Source organism: Pseudoalteromonas sp. R3 (assembly GCF_004014715.1).
GTDB lineage: Bacteria > Pseudomonadota > Gammaproteobacteria > Enterobacterales > Alteromonadaceae > Pseudoalteromonas.
The window spans coordinates 411,463-432,046 of the sequence record NZ_CP034834.1; the positions used below are offsets into that span (position 1 = coordinate 411,463).

The following is a 20,584-nucleotide window of genomic DNA, read 5'->3' on the forward strand; positions in this document are numbered from 1 at the left end:
CTTCAGTGGGGTCTTTCTATGCGCCATAGTTTAAACTAAAAGCTCTAAGCAAATATAGCCGATTATTGAATTTTTGATTTCATTCTGGAATCACACACTGCGTTGTGCCTGCGAGTCAGCTCTTCCTTGGCCAGAGCCTGTTTGGCATGCCCGGTTGCAACCATCCAATTCAGAAAGCTGGCTGGAAGCTTGCTGTAAGGCTCGCCACTATGAAGCCCAAAGTCACAGATAGATTGATTTATTTCCATTTAATATGCCCCTGATGATCCAACGTTAGCATTATTGTTTGCCCGTAATGTTATCAAATAGAAAAAACTGTGTGATAAAAAATTCTTTTAGGTTTTCTGGTTGTTATTACTAATCGCTATAAGGCGAAAAATGTGCTTGGGGACTCTAAACCTCATTTTAATGCCCAATAACCATTGAATTTCACTGAGATAAGATGGTAGCGTTTGGGGAGTCAGGTAGCCTGCAGGGCTGGCCTCAGACCAGAATAGTCATATTGAGATGGATAGTTAATGAAAAAAACAATGGTAGTCGCCAGCATTGCGTTCGCTTTGTTATCAGGGTGTGTGTCAACTTATCGTGCAGCAGGAGAAGCTGCTGTACCCATGGCAAAATCGCTCGTCGTTAGCCCGAATGATCAAAGAGAGTATCAGACACTTACTTTGCCTAATGGGATCGAAGTAATCCTGGTATCAGACCCTGAAGTGGAAAAGTCGGCTGCAGCATTGAGCGTGGGTGTTGGGCTACTTCATGATCCTATGTCGCAACAAGGGATGGCTCATTATCTCGAACATATGCTGTTTTTGGGAACCGAGCGGTACCCTGATACACAAGGATATAAAGACTTTATGAGCCGCAACGGCGGCACACACAATGCTTATACCTGGTTAGACATCACTAATTATATGTTCAAGGTCAATAATCAGGCCTATGATGAAGCGCTCGACAGATTTTCCGACTTTTTCAAATCACCAAAGCTCTATCCTGAGTATACAGATAAAGAGAAAAATGCAGTAAATGCAGAGTGGTCTATGCGCAGGGAGATGGATTTCTTCGGTCAGTATAAATTGTCGCGAAGCATGATGGGTGCACATCCTGCAAATCGTTTTTTGATTGGTAACAACGAAACATTGGGTGACAAACCAGATAGTAAACTACATGAAGAAACTGTTGCTTTTTATAATAAATATTATTCATCGAATATCATGAAATTGGCGATGATCTCCAATTTACCTTTGCCCGAGATGGCAGAAAAAGCACGCAGACACTTTGCAACGATTAAAAACAAACAAATTCAAGAGCCACGCGTAGATACACAGCTAGACTTTGCCGAATTTGGACAAAAACGTATTCATTATGTTCCCAATGAAGACGTGAAAACATTGAAGCTGGATTTTACAATTTCCAATAACATGAATGAGTTTGCGTTCAAGCCCAACTACTTTGTAACCTACTTGCTGAGTAATGAAATGCAGGGGAGTCCCGCGCAGGTGCTAAAAAGCAAGGGCTGGATTTCTGAGCTGACAGCTAATGCGGTACCCGATCTGTATGGCAACTATGGCTCTTTATCTGTTGATATCCAGCTGACAGACCTCGGTATGAACCACCGGGAGCAAGCGGTTGCAATAGTCATGCAGTATATCCAGCTTATCAAGGAACAAGGCATAGACCGCAAGTATTTCAAAGAGATCAAGACATCACTTGCTAACCAATTCAGGTTCTTAGAGCGTGGCGATGAGTTTGATTATGTGTCTGGTCTTGCAGACAGTATGCAAAAATTCCCTGTGAACCATGCGATTGATGCCCCTTACTTTTTTGCGGATTTCAACGAGCAGGCGGTTACAGAAGTGCTGGAACAGCTAAATGCACAGCGGCTCCGAGTTTGGTACATCAGTAAAAGTGAGCCACAAGACCAGCAACTGCACTTTTATGATGGCCGCTATAAGGTCGTTGACATTCCCGATCAAGAGCTAGCATCTTGGCAGGCAAGCATAAACCCTGAACTTGAGTTACCAAGCATAAACCGTTTGCTTCCCGAGCACTTTGATATTGTGACTCAATCAGAACAAAGTGACACAGTGAACAAGGTTTATCAGGACAATACAGTCGCTGTATGGCACAAAGCCAGCGAAAAATACAGCGCCCAGCCAAAAGGGCGCCTACAGATACATATTAACTCCCCTAAAACGCTAGAAAGCGCACAGGTTCAGGTTGCTGCCGCTTTGTGGGCGGATTTATATTCGATTGAAAAGGCAAAGTTGCTGACGGAAGCGTCGGTTGCTGGTATGGGGCTCAGGCTTGGCGTAAATAGCGGATTAATTCTGACTATATCAGGGTTTACAGATAAACAAGGCGCCTTGCTATCCCAGGCACTTGATGGTTTGAAAGTACAGCCAAACCAAAAACAGTTAGAGCAGGCTATTGACAGGTATATCCGGAATATTCAAAACCAAAGCCAGCAATTCCCGTTTTATCAGGCATTTGGCCGTTATCAGGCCTTAGTGCGTTCTGGAAACTTTGACGAAAGTGTACTAATTGATATTGCAGGAAACATGACCAGAGATGATTTCTCAACGGCGCAAAATGAACTACTTAATCATCACACAGTGCGGATATTTGGGTATGGCAACTACAATAAAGCGTTTCTGGCAAATGTGGTTGAGGTGGTTAAGGGCACCCTTAACAAGCCAGCAGAGCACAATGATTATGTGAGAGCAAAATTCCTGCAACCGGAAGCTGGTAAAGCCCTGGTCTGGCAGCAGGATACTGACACAGCAGATGTTGCCATTGTAGATATGTTCGTGCATCCCACCCCCGGTTATGCGCAAAAAGCCGCTGCACTGGTACTAAAGTCACACCTGAATAGTCACCTTTTCAATTCGCTACGAACTGAAGAACAGTTGGCTTATGCAGTTGGGGCGATTGCACAGGGAATTGATGAATACTCCGCGATCGGATTCTACATTCAGACACCTGTGCTAGATGTACAAGCCATGCAGGTTCGATTTGATCTGTACAAACAGGAATATGCAAAAGCATTGAGTGAGCTTGACGAAGGGACGTTTAATCAGCTCAAAGAGGCGGCGTTACTTTCTCTGTCAGAAGTGCCCAAGAACCTTGCTGAGGAGTCGCAGCCAATCCTTATAGATTGGTATCGCAACAACCTGGCTTTTGACTCGAGAGCCAAATTAATCGAAGCAACTAAACAGGTCACCCTAACAGACCTTAGGTCATACTTTGCACAGAGTATGCTCAATGAAGGAGCTGCAAGATTGAACATTCAGATCCGAGGTAAGAAGTTTGCCGATAAACCTTTTGCAACTGTGCCTAATGAAGTAAAAGTTAACTCAATGGATGAGCTTTATAAAAAAGTACGATTTGAATAAGCGACTATTAACCTGGCGGGGCATTAGCCCCGCTCAGTATATTAAGGGTATTAATGTATGGCGGAAATCTTAACTCAAACTGAGCGCTTGATACTGCGTCGAGCCAGTCTTAGTGATACTGAGTTGATCTTTGAGCTGCTCAACCAAAAGAGTTTTATCGAGAATGTTGCGGATAAACAAATAAGAACATTGGATGATGCGAAAAAATATATAGAAAGCGCATTCTTCACACCGTATGATTTGGCGGCGCCTAGCCCCTATATTGTTACATTGCTTGACGGGACCGCCATTGGGATTTGTGGGCTCTATCAGCGACCTTATCTTGCTTTTCCCGACCTAGGTTATGCATTTTTGGATAGGCATTGTGGCAAAGGTTATGCGTTTGAAGCAGCTGAGGCTTTACTTACGTTTGTTCGCGATTGCGGTAAATATAACGCATTAGGAGCGATTACAACACCAGAGAATAGTGCAAGTAATAAACTTTTGAAAAAGTTGAATTTTCTTTTAGTTGGCACATTTCAACTGGTGGCAGACATGGAAAAAACCAACTTATACATAAATCAGCTTAATAAGTAGAGGTTTTACTGTTGACCTGGGCAATTTCTGACTTCAAGTGTTTCATCAGGTGTTGCCAATTTGTTTGGTGGGCGGTGATCAGTGCATTAAACCCGTCCTCAACAAGAGGAGCTGTATAGTCAAACTGATGTACATCCACCAAATCTGCTCCCTTAGCTGACATGTGGTATAGATGCCAGCTACCTCGCAGTATCGCACCATGTTGGTAATGTCCAGCTAAGTCTGTCACTTCAATCAATACCCTGTATTTGCCTTGTTTCAATTCACTTGCATTAACTGAAAGGACTGGGGTAAGGCCGGAGCCATTCAAATAACGGAGCGTTTCTTTAGTAAGCAATAATTTAGGGTGCTCAGCCCAGTAATGGTAACTGGCGATATGAACTGTATGTTCGCCGGTATACTGAACAAGTGCTTGCTGGTCAGCAACTCCGATTATATTAATCTGATCTAAATATACTCTGATTTGTTCAGTGCTGTTAGCCTCTGCTGCGACTTGAGGGATGCTAAACCGGTAATAGTGATACTGAGCAGGAGAGGAGCCCGTACAGCCCGTCATCAGTACAGCTATTAATGCGATGACGCCTCTCATTACTGCTGCTTCCGCGGTTCAGGGTCCGCCAAAGAATCTTTATCGAACAACAGCATATTGGGTTGCTCGTTAAGCCCTTTTGATACTGGCTTAAGCGAGTTACTTAAGCTTTCAAGCTCTTGCAGGGTATCTGTCAATTGTTCTACCATACCTGAACCTTTTTGGTAATTGTTCAGCGTTTTCTCAAATTGTTTCAGGCTGGCTGTCAGCTGCGCCAGTGTTCCCTGTAATTGTGTTAAGTTCTTTTCCACTTTTTCTGATACTTTCGTTGTGTTGAAACCGTTTACCAGTGCTTGCGTTTCTTCAGCCAACGCTGTAAATGCCTGCATTGTTTTTTGCGCCTCGTTTAGTGAGTTATCCAGAGGTAATTTGTTGAGCTTGTTCAACAAAGCCATCACTTGCTCTGACAAGGCTGTAAAACCACTCGGTACACTCGGTAATACCGGGTACGCGTAATTCATCCCTAAACTGGTCGGATGGGTAGAATTGTAAAAATCTAGTTCTATATATACCGCACCTGTTAAAATATTACCACTTTTTAGTGAGGCTCTTAAGTCATTTTTAACCCATTGTTCTATATTTTCTTGCCAATATTGTTTAGCTTTCGCATCAACTTCATAGATACGACCGTACTCAATTTTAATTAACACAGGTATGGATGTGTTGCCTTGTTGGAAGTAAAGTGGCAGCCCATCTCGTTCTAGCCTCGCTGGTACCTGTTCCACTGTACCGACTCGCATGCCGCGGTATTCGACCGGCGCGCCAGGTTTTAAACCACGAATAGACTGTTCAAATTCAACCAGGTAGTGATCAAACAAATCAAAACGTCGCTCTAATGCAACAGCAAAATTCTGGTGCAATTTAAATGCTCGGCCTTCAGTGGCAATTTCTCCACCCCCTTGCTCGGGCGGGTAGTCGATGGAAATACCACCTTTAATCATTTTAGCCAATGAGCCAGTGTTCAGGTTTATTCCTTCACTTGTTAATGAGATCTCAACGCCTGAGTTGATCCAAAAAATGGCGTTGTGGGTAATAAGTTTGTCATAGGGTGAGTCGATAAAAATACCGTATTCCATTTGTAGTGAATCAGTATTAAATACGGCCCTTTCAATTTGTCCGATATGATAGTTGCGGAAAAAAATACCAGTGCCGACATCTAATACTTCGCCACTGGAAGAACTGAGCTGATAACGCAGGCCTTCTACATCGGTGGATATAAGGGCAGGTTGATCTTGAAGCGTATACAGGCTAGAACGTTGTTTGCTCTCGCCAGGTAGTAATTCGATGTAAACTCCGGATAACAGAGTGTTTAGCCCGCTGATCCCAGATTGATCGATACGAGGTTTTACTATCCAGAATTTGGCATCTTCTGTCAGCAAACCATCGTAGTGTTTGTCAATTCTAACAGTCGCGACAACCGCTTTTTGCTCGACTTGCAGGCGTAGAGATTCGACTACGCCAATCTTAACACTTCTGACTCTTACCTCTGTTTTACCCGCGATGACACCATCTGCATTTTTCATCTTAATGTATATTTGATGGCCCTTATTTTGTTGATGCTGATAGAGCATCCAGCCAGTTATCAATATGGCCAGTAAGGGCACAATCCAGATGACTGAAAACCTGGGTTTGGGCTCGATATATGCTTCTTTATTCATGTTTATTCAAAGAGTCCCAAAGTAGTCGAGGGTCAAAATTGTTCACTGCAAAAATCTGGCAGATAACCATGGCAGTAAAAAACACAATACCTGGCTGCGGTTCAACGCTCAGTACAGTACCAAGCTGGACAAGAGAAACCAAGAGAATCACGACGAAAACGTCTATCATTGACCATTTTCCAACCGCTTCAAGGGCGCGGTAGAATTTTGCAGTCACTTTTGGGTCGGCTGGACGCCTGACTCGGTATAGCAAATAAAACAAAGTGCCCGCTTTGAGCAGGGGAATGCAGATGCTGGCAATAAAAATCACGATGGCGATAGGGTATGAACCATTTCGCCACAATACCTCAACGCCTCCATATATTGTAGCGGGGGTATGCAAACCTAAATTGATGGTGTCCATGATTGGAAAAGACAATGCCGGGATTAAAAATACCAAAGAGGTCAGCATCCAAGCTGCGCTGCGTGCAACGGAATTGTTTTTTCGATAACTCAACTTCGCGAGGCAGCGTGGACAATGTTCGCTGCGACTGATTTGTTGACAGACATGGCATTGCTTTAACTGTTGTGAGCTCGCCCGTTTGGCGCAGTGTTCTATCGTTGGCGTAAAATGGGCTTGTTGCAGCTGCCACAATTGATGTTGGCTCAGTAGCGAGAGCGTTTCAATAAAGCAGAGCACAAACAGAATGTAAGCCCAAAAGCCAAGACCTACTTCTATTTCTGCAAATGCAGTCAGTTTAAATGCACTGATTAACACCGCGACTAAAAAAATATCAGCCAGGTTGAGCGGCCTCAGGGTCATAATGAATTTTGCAACCGCGCGCGCATTGTGGGGATTCAGCTTTTGCCAAATAGGAGTGTGAACCATCAGGATCAAAGCGCTGGCGGCGAGTGGCAAAATAACGATACTCACACTAAGCAATGCGGCTAAGAATACGCTGTAATTCTCGGCCAGCTGCATGATTGCGGCCATCAGGCTGATGCTTTGTTTAAGTCCATGCTGAGCGTAAGATATAAAATGTGGTTGCAAGCTTAGTAGCAGAAATATAATAGAAGAAAGGCTAAAAGCCGCAATCCACTGAGCATAGTTGCGTTGGGTCGTGGCAAGCACGTTACCGCAGTGTGGACAAACAGCTCGTTGCTGCTCGCCCAAATCTCTTATAGACACTAAATAATCACAATGCTGGCAGGCGACTATCACTGTTCAACCAATACTTTAACTTACTCCTCAACATAGTGTGAGTGACTTACCCGTTTTTATCAACTATCAAATACTGCTACAGTTTGTCTGCTTAATGCCAACAAAGTACCATCTTGCGAAAATAGTTTTGCATCCTCTATTGCGTAACCATGCTCTGCCTGATGTGTCACAGCCTCCATGGCAAACCACTCTGAGCCAGGCAGTTCAACATCATTAAGAAACTCGATATACCAGGACATACTGCTCGCTGGTGTTGGGCCTTTACACAATTGTAGCAAAGTGGGTGGCCAGGCATCAGCAAGCGCCAGCAAATGCAATACTGAAAGGTGAGGTTGCGCAGGGGATTTGAACTTCATCCAGCCACCAATATGACTTGAGTCGGCACCACTGAATGGCAAGGCACCTTGTTGAAGGTTTAGGTCGATATGCTGGATAAAGGCGGGCATGACACCATCTGTATAAGGCAGTGTTTGTTTAGGGTTAATCTCCTGCAGCGTAAAGGAATCATCCGCAGATACCGAGATCGACGAAGTGCGAGGTTTACCAAAACTGGCAAGGGCGACAAGGCAAACCTGATTATCTTGTGTGATGGTCGCTTGCATCTGGCTGGCGCTCTTTCCTGAGCGCAAGAGTTGGGTGTTAAGCTCGAATGGCTGCTCGCTTAAAAGCGGGCCTACGAAATTACAGCTAAAAGAAAGCAGGCGTCTGTTTTGGTCGCCCAGTTGATGCAGCATACTTTGTAACATTAGTGCAGCTGAGAGACCACCAAATACGGTTCTTCCCTGAGCCCAGCTCGCTGGCAATGAGAGCTGGGCTTGAGCATTTTTTAATGCTGGTAGAGAAATGAGTTCGTCAAATGTCATAACAGTTATTTTAAGTTAGATTGTCATGCCTTTATCTGGTCATACCAGGGTGTAAATGTCAAATCTTGGGAATTTTTGATGAAAAAAACGGCATGACGAAAAAAATTCAAAAAAAATCACTTTTTTTTTGTTGTGACGCTTGAATTACAAATTGCCGCCCCTATTTATCAAGTCATCTAACAGAACAACGAATTTTTGAAGTCGGAGAAGATTCACATGGGTAAAATTATTGGAATCGATTTAGGTACTACTAACTCTTGTGTAGCGGTACTTGATGGTGATAAAACACGCGTTATCGAAAACGCTGAAGGGGATCGTACAACGCCATCGGTTATTGCATTTACCGAAGAGGGCGAAACGCTAGTAGGTCAACCGGCAAAACGTCAGGCTGTGACTAACCCTCAGAACACACTGTATGCAATCAAGCGTTTGATCGGTCGTCGTTTCGAAGACGAAGAAGTACAGCGCGACATCGGTATCATGCCATTTAAGATTGTTAAAGCAGACAATGGCGATGCCTGGGTTGAAGTACGTGGCGAAAAGCGTGCAGCACCTCAGATTTCTGCTGAAGTCCTGAAGAAAATGAAAAAGACTGCCGAGGATTTCCTGGGCGAAGAAGTAACAGAAGCGGTAATCACTGTCCCTGCTTACTTCAACGATTCACAGCGTCAGGCAACAAAAGATGCCGGTCGTATTGCTGGTCTTGATGTAAAACGTATCATCAACGAGCCAACAGCAGCGGCACTTGCCTACGGTATGGACAAAAAACAAGGCGACAACGTTGTTGCAGTGTATGACTTAGGTGGTGGTACATTCGATATCTCAATCATCGAGATTGATGAAGTTGAAGGAGAGCACACATTCGAAGTACTTGCAACGAACGGTGACACGCACTTAGGTGGTGAAGATTTCGATAACCGCGTAATCAACTATCTGGTTGCTGAATTCAAGAAAGACCAAGGCATTGACCTGAAAACTGATCCGCTGGCAATGCAGCGTGTGAAAGAAGCCGCTGAAAAAGCGAAGATTGAGCTTTCATCTGCACAGCAAACTGAGGTAAATCTACCTTACGTAACTGCTGACGCAACAGGTCCTAAGCACATGAACGTGAAGTTGACTCGCGCAAAACTTGAGTCTCTGGTTGAAGACCTGGTTGCACAGTCTATCGAGCCGCTAAAGCGTGCACTGGCTGATGCGGACCTGTCTGTAAGCGACGTAAATGACATCATTCTGGTCGGTGGTCAAACACGTATGCCACTGGTACAGAAGCAAGTTGCAGAGTTCTTTGGTAAAGAGCCTCGTAAAGACGTAAACCCTGATGAAGCAGTAGCCGTTGGTGCTGCGGTTCAAGGTGGTGTACTTGCTGGTGACGTGAAAGATGTACTGCTACTTGACGTTTGTCCTCTGTCTCTGGGTATTGAGACTATGGGCCAAGTCATGACTGCGCTTATTGAGAAAAACACGACGATCCCTACTAAAAAGTCGCAAACTTTCTCAACAGCAGAAGACAACCAGTCAGCGGTAACAATCCATGTACTGCAAGGTGAGCGTAAGCGTTCAAGCGACAATAAGTCTCTTGGCCAGTTCAACCTGGAAGGTATTCGTCCTGCACAGCGTGGTGTACCACAAATCGAAGTAACGTTTGATGTTGACGCGGACGGTATCTTACACGTATCTGCGAAAGATAAAGACACAGGTAAAGAGCAGAAGATCACGATTCAAGCGTCTTCAGGTCTGAGCGACGATGAAATCGAAAACATGGTTCGTGATGCAGAAGCGAATGCTGAAGAAGACAAGAAGTTCGAAGAGTTGGTAGGCGCTCGTAACCAGGCTGATGCTTTGGTTCATGCGACTCGCAAGCAAGTAGAAGAAGCTGGCGACGACCTACCTGCTGACGACAAAACCGCGATTGAAGTGGCACTGTCTGAGCTGGAAACAGCGATTAAAGGTGAAAGCAAAGAAGAAATCGATGCTAAGACCCAGGCACTTGCAGAAAAGTCTCAGAAGCTAATGGAAATTGCTCAGGCGAAAGCTCAGGCGCAACAACAAGCTGGCGGTGACGCAGGTGCACAGCAAGCAAACAAAGCTGACGACGATGTAGTAGATGCCGAGTTTGAAGAAGTGAAAGACGACAAGTAATTGTTGACTTGTAAGTGCACACAGGCCTAGCCTGGAGTGCTAAACAGGGCCTGTTTATCCTTCAAATTCTCGCGAATGGCAAAGGTAAGCAGGCTCTGACGTATTTAAATTAGAGCGGTAAGTGAAAGAGCAGAGGCACTAAGTCTCTTATGTGGCACAATTAAACACTTATTCGCCAGGCGGTCATCACAGTGGCTGATCGCTCAGTAAGATGTGTGAGAACTATGTCAAAACAAGACTATTACGACGTTCTTGGGGTATCAAAAGACGCCGGTGAACGTGAGATTAAAAAGGCCTATAAACGCCTTGCAATGAAGTATCACCCTGACAGAACGGCGGGTGATGCTGAGCTGGAAGCAAAGTTTAAGGAAGTAAAAGAAGCCTACGAAGTCTTAACTGATAGTCAAAAACGCCAGATGTATGATCAATACGGCCATGCTGCCTTTGAACAAAACGGTGGTGCAGGCCATGGTGGATTTGGCGGCGGTGCTGATTTTGGTGATATTTTCGGGGACGTATTCGGTGATATTTTTGGAGGCGGCAGACGTCAGTCACGCCAGCAACGGGGAGCAGATCTGCGCTATAGCTTAGATCTTAGCCTGGAAGATGCTGTACGGGGCAAAGAAGTCGAGATTCAGGTACCAACTTGGGTATCCTGTAAGCCATGTGATGGCAGTGGTGCTAAATCAGGCTCAAAGCCAAAGACATGTTCAACATGTCATGGTGCAGGTCAGGTTCAAATGCGCCAGGGTTTCTTTGCTGTGCAGCAAACTTGTCCTACATGTCAGGGCACGGGTCAGGTTATTTCAGATCCATGCGATAGCTGTCATGGTCAGGGTCGCGTTGAGAAGACGAAGACCTTATCTGTGAAGATCCCCGCAGGTGTTGATACTGGAGACCGTATTAGACTCTCCGGAGAAGGCGAAGCGGGTATGCACGGTGCCCCTGCTGGGGACTTATATGTTCAGGTGAGTGTAAGAGAACACCCGATTTTTGTTCGCGATGGTAACAATTTATACTGCGAAGTGCCTATCAGCTACACCACAGCGGCATTAGGCGGGGAAATTGAAGTACCGACGCTAGATGGCAGAGCAAACCTCAAAGTGCCTTCTGAAAGCCAGACCGGCAAAATGTTCAGAATGCGCGGTAAGGGCGTGAAATCTGTGCGCAGCGGTGCTGTGGGTGACTTGATCTGTAAAGTGGTAATAGAAACTCCGGTTAACCTGAATGAAAGACAAAAAGAGTTACTAAAAGAGCTGGAGGAGAGCATGGGCAGTGATGCGGGTAAAAACCGTCCTAAGGCTCAGGGGTTCTTTGATGGCGTGAAGAAATTCTTTGATGATCTAACTAAGTAAGTACGCGTTTAACGAGTTTTCAGCTTACTCTTAAGAAAAACAAACGGCGCTTAACGGCGCCGTTTTCTCTCAGTTTAACAGCATGAGATGATCCATATCTCCAGTGCATTTACATGCCAGCACTGTTCGACTGTGTCCTGTTAAAAGAAGTCCATCGGTACAGCCCAATCGTTTACACTTGGACGCACAGGTCACACTGCTTTCCCAAAAGTAATACTCATTAGTCAAAAAAGATAATGCCACGTAGCTAACCGCACAAACGGCTGCGATACGAACAAGGTACTTGCTCATAACGACTCCCCGGCGCAATAATACAGTGCGTGTAGAGGTAATTAGACTTTAGTCTAATTTGGCGTTTTGTCTACCTTAAGTTAGGGTTATTCACTATGACGCGCCATTGAATTTTTTAAGACAGCCAGGTACAGGACGATAAGGCATGACACCCGCTATCCAACTACTCAATAAGCACAAAGCAGACTTCAACATACTTAAATTTGACCACGACCCGGGCACCACAGATTTTGCTCAGGAGGCAACTGAGGCGTTGGCCCTGGCGCCGCAACAAGTGTTTAAAACTTTGGTGATAAGCGTTGATGGTCGACTCTTTGTTGCCGTCACACCATCCACTCAACTTGTTGATTTGAAAGCTTTTGCAAAGAGTTGTAAGGGGAAAAAGGCGCAGCTTGCAACGCAGCAGCAGGCCGAAAATGCAACAGGTTATCAGTTAGGCGGGATCAGCCCGTTCGCACACAAAAAACGCTTACCCGTAATGTTGCACAGATCCGCACTCGATTATCAGGTAATCTATGTCAGTGGCGGTCGACGAGGCCTGGAGTTAGCGATCGGTCCGGATACGATTAAAGCACTGTGCTCAGCTCAGGTTGCTGATTTTTAACTCTTCTGGTTTGCATGTAATTCGTGGCCTCTCATTGGCGGGCAGTAGAAAAACTTACACCGACCTCTTTATTAGTATAAAAATCACTCAAAAAACTCAATTCAGCGAACACTTGTAAGCTATTAATTATTTAGAAATTTTTTAAACAACTCAGACCTTTCAGTAAAAAACCCGTTAAAAAGTAACGTAGAGTAATTGATCTAAACGAAATTTTGTGCCGTAATGTAACCATATCAATCTGGTCGGATGAGTTTATTATGAGTTTAAGAACACAACTAAGAAAAATATTGCCTAGCATTTCAGTTACCGAGCAAGAAGCGCTTGATGCGGGAGATGTCTGGCTTGAAGGCTCAATCTATCGCGGCAAACCAGACTTCGACGCATTGCGTGCGGTACCAGAAGCCAAATTAACTAGCGAAGAACAAGCTTTCCTGGACGGTCCAGTGCAGGAATTGATGGCGATGATCGACGATTCTGTGATCCAGAACGAAAAGCATTTGCCAGAGCATATCCTTGAATTTTTGAAAAAAGAGCGTTTCTTCTCTTTGATCATTCCTAAAGAGTACGGTGGCCGAGAATTCAGCCCATATGCAAACTCGACCATAGTGGGCACTATCGCAACTAAGTCTTCGGCAGTTGCCGTGACTGTAATGGTTCCTAACTCGCTTGGTCCGGGTGAGCTGCTGATGCACTATGGCACCAAAGAGCAGCAGGCACATTACTTGCCGCGCCTTGCCAATGGTACAGATATCCCATGTTTTGCATTGACCAGCCCGGAAGCCGGCTCTGATGCAGGTGGTATCCCAGATCAAGGTATTGTTACTAAAGGTCAGTACAACGGTGAAGAGGTGCTGGGTCTGGAAGTCACCTGGGATAAGCGTTACATCACACTTGCGCCTATCGCAACCGTGCTGGGTCTGGCATTTAAAGTGTTCGATCCGCAGGGGTTACTCGGTGGCAAAGAGTCACTGGGGATCACCTGTGCTCTGATCCCTAAATCGCACCCAGGTGTTGAGCTGGGCAATCGCCATGATCCTATGGGGATCCGTTTTTACAACGGCACAACACGCGGTGAAAAAGTATTTATTCCAATGGATTTCATTATTGGCGGCCAACAGAACATAGGTCGCGGCTGGCAAATGCTGGTTAGTTGTCTGGGCGCTGGTCGCGGTATTTCATTGCCAGCACTAGGCGTATCTACCAGTCAGGTTGCACTAAAATCAGCCTCTGAATATGCCGCGGTGCGTGAACAGTTTGGTCTGGCCATCGGTCAGTTCGAAGGTATTCAGGAAAAGCTGGCCGACATCGCGGGTAAAACCTATTTGCAAGAAGCCATGCGTGTGTTGACCACAGAAGGTTTGGGAATGGGTCTTAAGCCTTCAGTTGTTACGGCCATCGCGAAGTACCACATGACAGAAACTGGCCGAGATGTGCTGGATTCAGCAATGGATATTTTGGCAGGTAAAGCAATTCAGAATGGTCCGCAAAATACACTTGCCAGTGGGTATGTGGCTCAACCAATTGCAATTACAGTGGAAGGCGCGAATATTCTTACCCGTAACCTGATGATATTCGGTCAAGGTGTAATGCGCTGTCACCCTTACCTGCAGTCGATGGTTGAAGCAATTCACAGCGAAGAGGCTGATGCCGATAAGACCTTTAACAAGATTTTACGTAAAACGGTTGGGTACAGCGTCGCAAACAGTTTACGTGCTTTCAAGTTGGGTCTGCTTCCTTTCACTGCGGGTAGCAAGTCAAGTTTGCCAGAGGTACAGCAATACGAAAAAGCCGCACAGCGTTTGTCAGCGAAATTGGCTGTGTATGCGGACTTTTCATTGCTTGTTTTGGGCGGAAAGTTAAAACAAGCAGAAATGTTGTCTGCGCGTTTGGGCGACGTGATGAGTTACCTTTACGCGGCAATGGCTTCTATCAAGTACTACGAGCAAAAAGTGGCTGTTACAGACCGAGAAGCGGCCGCACCTTACTTCCACTATGCAACACGATATGCACTGATTGAAGCTGAGCAGGCATTGCATAAGTTCTTGGATAACTTCCCTGCATCAGGAACGCGTAAGTTTATGCGAGTGTTGACAATGCAGTTTAGCCACTCAATGCCGCAGATCAACGACGATATGGTGCGTGAATTGGCGACGGCGGCACAGCTGGATACCGCGTTTAAAGCTCAGTTGACTCATTTGGTTAAACCACAAGCTGGCGATGGTCACGACATTAACGAGCAGGCATACAAAGCCAAGATCGCATGTCTGGATCTGCTAAGCAAAGTTAAAAAAGCGCTGAAAAAGCGCGAGATCAAAGCGGGTGTACGCTTTTACGAAACACTGGATAACGCTCTGATAGCTAAAGTCATTACTGAGACCGAATACGCACAGTTGATCGATTATAACCGCAAGCGTGAAAAAGCGATTCGTGTTGACGAGTTTGACTTTGACCTTAACCTTCTGGACGATCAGACTGGTTCAGTCAATGTAAAGTCTGCCGTTAATCAGTAATCATCAATACGCGATTCACTGCAAAGCCCCGTTGATACGGGGCTTTTTCGTAAGTGGTTGTTATGACCAGCCTTGAAGTGTTTAAAGACGTGTTACACTGTGAGATAAACATATCTCCGGCAAGTTATCGTCAATATCAACTTAACAACTCAGGGAGTGTTATGTCAGCTTCAACACTTGTTTCGCACGTTATGACCATGTTGCCAGATCCACAACACTGCCAGGCGCTGTGGAGTGGCTGTGGTCACATTTATAAGTTCACTTATCAGGGGAACATGCTTGTTGCCAAGGTTGCGGCCGTGCCTGCGCAGCTTGAACATAGACACATTGCTCAAAGCGAGCATTCGCTGAATCGTAAACATCGCTCATATGAAAAGGAATTGATGTTTTATCAAGATACTGCGCAAGATTATCTTAATGAATGTGCGTTGCCACAGGTAAAAGCCGTTGCAAATCGCGACGAGGCTTTTGTATTTGTGTTTACTGACTTTGAAACTCAGGGTTATCGCAACGTTAGCAAAGCAGAACCATGGCACGTTACTCAAATGATAGCATGGCTTGCGCGTTTTCACGCGATTGGGCTTGTCAGCTCCCACACACCAAACATATACGGACGCGGAAACTATTGGCATCTGAGCACACGTCCAGACGAGTATGAACGGATGATACCCGGTTTGCTTAAAAACAGTGCGAACCGGATAGATCAAAGATTGCGGGATTGTCCATATCAAACCTTAATCCATGGCGATGCAAAGGTGGCAAATTTCGCTTTTTCTCAACGTCAGGCGTTGGGGTATGATTTCCAACATGTTGGTCTGGGTATTGGGATAGCTGATGTAATGTTGTTGCTTACCAGCTTATATTGTGGACGAGATTTGGAGTTACATGCTGAGCAGTATCTGAATTTGTACTTTGAACAACTATCCGAGGCACTCGCGCCGAGTTGGAGTTCAGAGCAGTTTAATGATTTGGAAAAGAGCTGGCGTAGACTATGGGCGTTTGTATGGGCCGATTTTCATCGTTTTTTACTTGGCTGGAAACCGGACCATGAAAAGCTGACAGCTTATATGCTCCACCAGACAGAACTTTGTCTTGCACAACTCGGAGAAGAGTAATGCTGACTGCCTTGTTTAGTGCGCTATGCTGGGCGTGTTTCGACTTCTTGCGTAAGCAATTGGCACAGCAATTCAGTGCCCCGTTAATGTCTGTTATGTTTAGCTTGTTGGTGTTGCCTGGCTACGTGATTTACTGGGCCTGGTTAGAAGCTCCTTTGCCGTCTGCCCAATACTTTATTCCTGGAGTCGTTAGTGGCTTGCTCGCTGCACTAGGCAGTGTGTGTTTTATTCGCGGTTTAGCTGTGGGTAAAATTGCTGTGATGCTTCCCTTGTTGTCTATCACACCTGTGGTGTCAGGCGCTTTTGCATGGGCATGGTTAGGAGAGCCTTTGGGGGAAGAAGAGGTGTTGGCATTAGTGACCATTACGTTTGCGTCTTTTATCTTACAAGGTGGCAGACTGTCAATGACAGAACGGGGCACGGGGTACATGCTCGTGACCGCGTTTTGCTGGGGAATGTGCATTGTATTCGATAAACAGGCCCTTAAATATGGCAGTGTCAGTTTTCATCTGATTTTTCTGACTTTATCTGTGGTACTCATAAACAGTATTATTTTTAGACCTGAGTTAGCCATTAAATCTATTTTGAAATTCAAATGGCAGTGGGGATGTGCGGCCGTCGTGTTTTCATTTGCTGTGTTAGGCCAGCTAGTAGCTTTACAACAGTTGCAGCCCGGGGTGATGGAAGCGATTAAACGTGCGATCGGCATTATCAGTGCGGCGATACTTGGTGTTTGCTTCTATAAAGAAACGCTCAAGCGCCATCAATGGTGCAGCATCTTTGTTATCCTTGTTGGGACCTTATCCTTATATTAAAAGAGCAAGCTAAGTGCCTGCTCCAGAGCGACAACCTCATCCATGAGCGCTGTCTTGTTTAATTACTTACATTGTGCGCCTTTGCGCCATACATTGCTGAAGATGTCAGGACGCGCGCCTAGTGACCACCAGGTTGCCTGATACTCGTAGCCTTTGTAGGACACTTTATCGCCTGTGTTGTAGTAGGTGCCTGAGTTCCAAGCTTCAACACCACTGCAGCCTCCGCCATTGCCGCCATCAGTGACAGTAACGCTCAGGCTCTTAGTCGCAGTTTTGCTATTTGTACCAGTCACTGTCAGAGTAACATTATAAGTACCGGCCTGTGCGTAAGTGTGGTTAGGGCTGGTTTGTGAGCTGGAATTACCATCACCAAAGCTCCAGCTATAAGCGCCCGCGCTCGATTTGTTGCTGAACTGTACACTAAGGCCGTTTGGTGTCGCTGAGAAGTCTGCGATAAGACCAGGACCGCTACAGTTACCATTGGTCAGATAATCGTAAGCTGCTTTTGCCTGCACGATACCGTGGCCGTAGTAGTTATCACGACCAGCCGCACCTTTATCTTTCGCTGTTGCATTCAGTGCAGAGCGGATCTGATCTGCACTACAACTTGGAAAGTTGCTCCATACCAGTGCTGCGACACCAGAGACGTGAGGTGTCGCCATGGATGTACCACTGATGCTCTTATAGCGATTGTCATTCCAGGTTGAATTAACATTGACACCCGGGCCTGCAATCTCGACTTGGCTATTGTACTGTGAAAACGAGGCAACTCTTTCAGAGCTGTCTACAGCAGCAACAGAGACAACTGCATCATAAGAAGCAGGGTAGCTGAATGAGCTATTTGAGCCGTTACCGGCTGCGGCGATGTGTAACATGCCACGCTGCGCGCTTTGGGCGAAGGCGTTTCGTTCAGCTGTTGAGCTGCCGCTGCCACCTAAACTCATGCTGGTTACGTTCGCGCCTGCCGCTTCACATTGCTCAATCGCCTTGATCAAGTCTGAACCGTAAGCCCAGCGACCTTGGTCATTGAAGACCTTTACAATATGTAAACCAAGTTGGCCCGACGGATTCACACCGACAACACCCTGACCATTGCCACCCAGCGCTGCAATCGTACCCGCAACGTGTGTACCATGGCCATTGCCATCCTGGTACCAGTTGCCAGTATCATAAGAGCCATGGCCGTCATTACCAGTAACACCTGTGTTTGGCAGATCAGGGTGGCCACGAGTGTAACCTGTGTCCATGATACAAACTTTTTTGTTTCCAGCGCTGCTGTCACTCACCTGGTTTGCCTGAACCATAGTGATGCCGTAAGGGACTGACTCTGCGTAAGGGACAACAGATTGGCTGCTCACTTCAGGTAGAAAGCGCTTAGGATCCACCTCTACAGATTCGATGTTTCCGTTTGCTTCCAGCTCTGCTAATTGCTCTGGGGTTAATTCCATAACAACTGCATTGACACTTGGCAAAGTCTCAATCGCTTCAACATTAGCCTGTGAGGCAATGCTGGCCAAGCCTTGTGCTTTAAACTGAGACAGTTCTGCGCCTGATACACGCATTGGAAGCGTATTGGCTACAGCTGAATCTTTGACTGTAACGATGACACGTTGCGTTTCAGCAGCCTGCGCCGTGCCAAGTGCCGCTGTGACGCCCAAGGCCAGCAGTGAGTATTTTACGCCTGTTAGAACTTTGGTTTTCATAAGTTTACCTTTATTACATGTTGTTAACCCTTATAACTAAAACAGGGAATGCTAGCGCTGTCAATAATGAAAAAAATAGCAATATTTTCTTGAGGAAATTTTATACTTTTGATGCAGTTTTAGTGGATAGAAATTTGTTGCATATGCAACTTGCGTGGTAATATATTTTTTATATCAAGAATAAAAAAATTAAAATTTTATTTGCTGATTCAGTGTCTTAATATTGTAACTTTGGCCACCAGTTGTGAACTTTTTGAAGTCTATATCACTTAACCCTTTGCCGTGAAGTGCATCATACAATGGTCTAAAATTTTCAGAATATGGCCGAAAAATAGCAATTTTTTGTTCTCCAATTGCACTTATCTTGCGGTCATGGAATTTTCTAATCTCTGTTAACAGATAACCTCCCAATAAAACGTGACCGCCCAGTGATACATCGACAACCTTTTCGTGCTCCTCATCCCAGTTAATACCACCGATATGCACTTGGTCTCTAATATTAAGTTCAGTCGCTGCTCGTGCAGCGCCTCGTGCAATGGCGTCATTAGCGCACCAGATCAGCTTTGTGTCCGGAAATCGCTGCAGTAGCCCTGTTGCCAGCTCGTATGCATTTTTTTCTGACCATTGTGCATCTACCCGATCAACAAGATTGATCCCATGATTTCTGTTTGTATAGCCCAGCAAGCCTTGCTCACGTTCAACCGCTGCATTGGTGGCGACATCTCCGAGCAGCGCTAGCATTGTACTGCGTTGACCTGTTTTTTGTAATTCAGCAGGTAAAGACTGATGAAGTAGTTTTGCTAGCATTCTGCCAGCCTGGTAGTTATCGGGCGTGACGGACCCCAATACGCTTACACCTTTAGCAGCAAGGCGTTTTAGTGCCAGTTTGTCAGGGCTATTGAGTAGAAAGGAGACCCGTTTATGCTCGCCTGCTGCTGTGAGCAACGCGTCGGTAATCACGCCTTTTTCATCAACTAATACCAAGTAGTCGGAATCGGAGATTAGCGCTTGCTGAGCGAGTTTCTTCATGACTATATGATTTCGCTCTGCGTATAACGTCGTGAGCTGGATATCGAGGTCTTCAGCTGCGGCATTCATGACCTTAGATACATTGTGCCAGAATGCCCCTGTAGGGTTGTCTTGTTTGTGACCTGGATTGATAAAGGTGACTGTGATTGGTTGAGCGTAACTGGTAAATGCAACAAAAAACAGTGTGACAACCGAGATTAGTAATCGTTTCATAGCACCTCTCAATATGAAGACGTTAGTTTGTTTGCCACGTTTTTACTTATATACTAGCCCATTCTTAAATAAGGGGGGAAAATGAAACGCCTGGTAATTATTCTTTTTTCACTGTTTTTTGTCCAGTCTGCCACTGCATCACAAGGTAAAGACCTAAATCAGACTATGAAAAACATGGGGCATGCATATAAGCAAGCGATGGAAGCCACTGAAGCGCACGAGATTAATAAGCACCTTGATACTATGTTGTCACTACTAAAGCAGAGCGAACAACATAATTTTAAAACTGATGTTAAAACAGAGTCATTACAGGGGCTTCAGAAAGTAGCTGATGTGATAGAGCAAGCGCAGAATTTGCTGACTCACAAACAAATCCATCAGGCAAAGCAACGACTAAAAGAAGTAGATCTATTGCGCAAGGAATATCATAAGTTGCACGAGCCACCTGGTTTTTGGGAGCTACTGTTTGGTAAGTAACGTTTAGCACACCTATGTTGCCCCGGGGCCAGGGGTTAATTGAGCCCCAGGGCA

At 45.5% G+C, this 20,584-nt stretch carries 16 protein-coding genes; 9 read left to right on the plus strand and 7 right to left on the minus strand.

Features of this window, described 5'->3' with window-relative positions; genetic code table 11:
* Positions 1-62 precede the first annotated feature (62 nt).
* The gene (locus tag ELR70_RS01415; protein ID WP_054016702.1) at positions 63-248 is read right to left on the minus strand and encodes a hypothetical protein; all 186 of its coding nucleotides are present in this window, start codon (positions 246-248) and stop codon (positions 63-65) included.
* 270 nt (positions 249-518) lie between these two features.
* Here ELR70_RS01415 and ELR70_RS01420 point away from each other — a divergent pair, with 270 nt between their 5' ends.
* The gene (locus ELR70_RS01420) at positions 519-3,392 is read left to right on the plus strand and encodes an insulinase family protein (RefSeq protein ID WP_054016701.1); all 2,874 of its coding nucleotides are present in this window, start codon (positions 519-521) and stop codon (positions 3,390-3,392) included.
* A gap of 57 nt (positions 3,393-3,449) precedes the next feature.
* Complete coding sequence (locus ELR70_RS01425; RefSeq protein ID WP_054016700.1) at positions 3,450-3,968, plus strand: GNAT family N-acetyltransferase; 519 nt, start codon at positions 3,450-3,452, stop codon at positions 3,966-3,968.
* Here the strand turns inward: ELR70_RS01425 and ELR70_RS01430 are convergent.
* The 4 genes from ELR70_RS01430 to ELR70_RS01445 are packed head-to-tail and all read right to left on the minus strand — an operon-like array spanning position 3,958 to position 8,279.
* On the minus strand, positions 3,958-4,557 hold the full coding sequence (locus ELR70_RS01430; RefSeq protein ID WP_054016699.1) for an ABC-type transport auxiliary lipoprotein family protein: 600 nt from the start codon (positions 4,555-4,557) through the stop codon (positions 3,958-3,960). The two genes, ELR70_RS01425 and ELR70_RS01430, sit on opposite strands and share 11 nt — an antisense overlap.
* Positions 4,557-6,215, minus strand: a complete 1,659-nt coding sequence (gene pqiB / locus ELR70_RS01435) for an intermembrane transport protein PqiB (RefSeq protein ID WP_054016698.1) — start codon at positions 6,213-6,215, stop codon at positions 4,557-4,559. Before pqiB ends, ELR70_RS01430 begins: the two co-directional genes overlap by 1 nt.
* Positions 6,208-7,416, minus strand: coding sequence for a paraquat-inducible protein A (locus tag ELR70_RS01440; protein WP_054016697.1), 1,209 nt, complete (start codon positions 7,414-7,416; stop codon positions 6,208-6,210). The genes pqiB and ELR70_RS01440 overlap by 8 nt, the downstream gene beginning before the upstream one ends.
* 59 nt (positions 7,417-7,475) lie before the next feature.
* Positions 7,476-8,279 carry a thioesterase family protein gene (locus ELR70_RS01445; protein ID WP_054016696.1) on the minus strand — a complete coding sequence of 268 codons (804 nt, stop codon included), beginning with the start codon at positions 8,277-8,279 and terminating at the stop codon, positions 7,476-7,478.
* A gap of 216 nt (positions 8,280-8,495) precedes the next feature.
* On the opposite strand from ELR70_RS01445, the gene dnaK reads away from it, so the two are divergent.
* From dnaK to ELR70_RS01475, 6 genes are all read left to right on the plus strand, one after another.
* Complete coding sequence (gene dnaK / locus ELR70_RS01450) at positions 8,496-10,418, plus strand: molecular chaperone DnaK (RefSeq protein ID WP_054016695.1); 1,923 nt, start codon at positions 8,496-8,498, stop codon at positions 10,416-10,418.
* A gap of 224 nt (positions 10,419-10,642) precedes the next feature.
* Positions 10,643-11,773 (plus strand): molecular chaperone DnaJ, encoded by a 1,131-nt coding sequence (dnaJ, locus tag ELR70_RS01455; protein ID WP_054016694.1) that lies wholly within the window; start codon positions 10,643-10,645, stop codon positions 11,771-11,773.
* A gap of 436 nt (positions 11,774-12,209) precedes the next feature.
* Positions 12,210-12,668, plus strand: coding sequence for an aminoacyl-tRNA deacylase (locus ELR70_RS01460; protein ID WP_054016693.1), 459 nt, complete (start codon positions 12,210-12,212; stop codon positions 12,666-12,668).
* 257 nt (positions 12,669-12,925) lie between these two features.
* Positions 12,926-15,178, plus strand: coding sequence for an acyl-CoA dehydrogenase (locus ELR70_RS01465; protein WP_054016692.1), 2,253 nt, complete (start codon positions 12,926-12,928; stop codon positions 15,176-15,178).
* A 161-nt stretch (positions 15,179-15,339) separates the two neighbouring features.
* On the plus strand, positions 15,340-16,293 hold the full coding sequence (locus ELR70_RS01470) for a phosphotransferase (RefSeq protein WP_160317413.1): 954 nt from the start codon (positions 15,340-15,342) through the stop codon (positions 16,291-16,293).
* Positions 16,293-17,108 (plus strand): DMT family transporter, encoded by an 816-nt coding sequence (locus tag ELR70_RS01475; protein ID WP_054016690.1) that lies wholly within the window; start codon positions 16,293-16,295, stop codon positions 17,106-17,108. Before ELR70_RS01470 ends, ELR70_RS01475 begins: the two co-directional genes overlap by 1 nt.
* A gap of 62 nt (positions 17,109-17,170) precedes the next feature.
* Here the strand turns inward: ELR70_RS01475 and ELR70_RS01480 are convergent, their stop codons facing one another.
* Positions 17,171-18,811 carry a S8 family serine peptidase gene (locus tag ELR70_RS01480; protein ID WP_054016689.1) on the minus strand — a complete coding sequence of 547 codons (1,641 nt, stop codon included), beginning with the start codon at positions 18,809-18,811 and terminating at the stop codon, positions 17,171-17,173.
* A gap of 189 nt (positions 18,812-19,000) precedes the next feature.
* Positions 19,001-20,053, minus strand: a complete 1,053-nt coding sequence (locus ELR70_RS01485) for an ABC transporter substrate-binding protein (protein ID WP_054016688.1) — start codon at positions 20,051-20,053, stop codon at positions 19,001-19,003.
* Positions 20,054-20,134: 81 nt separating this feature from the next.
* On the opposite strand from ELR70_RS01485, the gene ELR70_RS01490 reads away from it, so the two are divergent.
* Positions 20,135-20,530, plus strand: coding sequence for a cytochrome b562 (locus ELR70_RS01490; protein ID WP_054016687.1), 396 nt, complete (start codon positions 20,135-20,137; stop codon positions 20,528-20,530).
* The last annotated feature ends 54 nt before the right edge of the window (positions 20,531-20,584 follow it).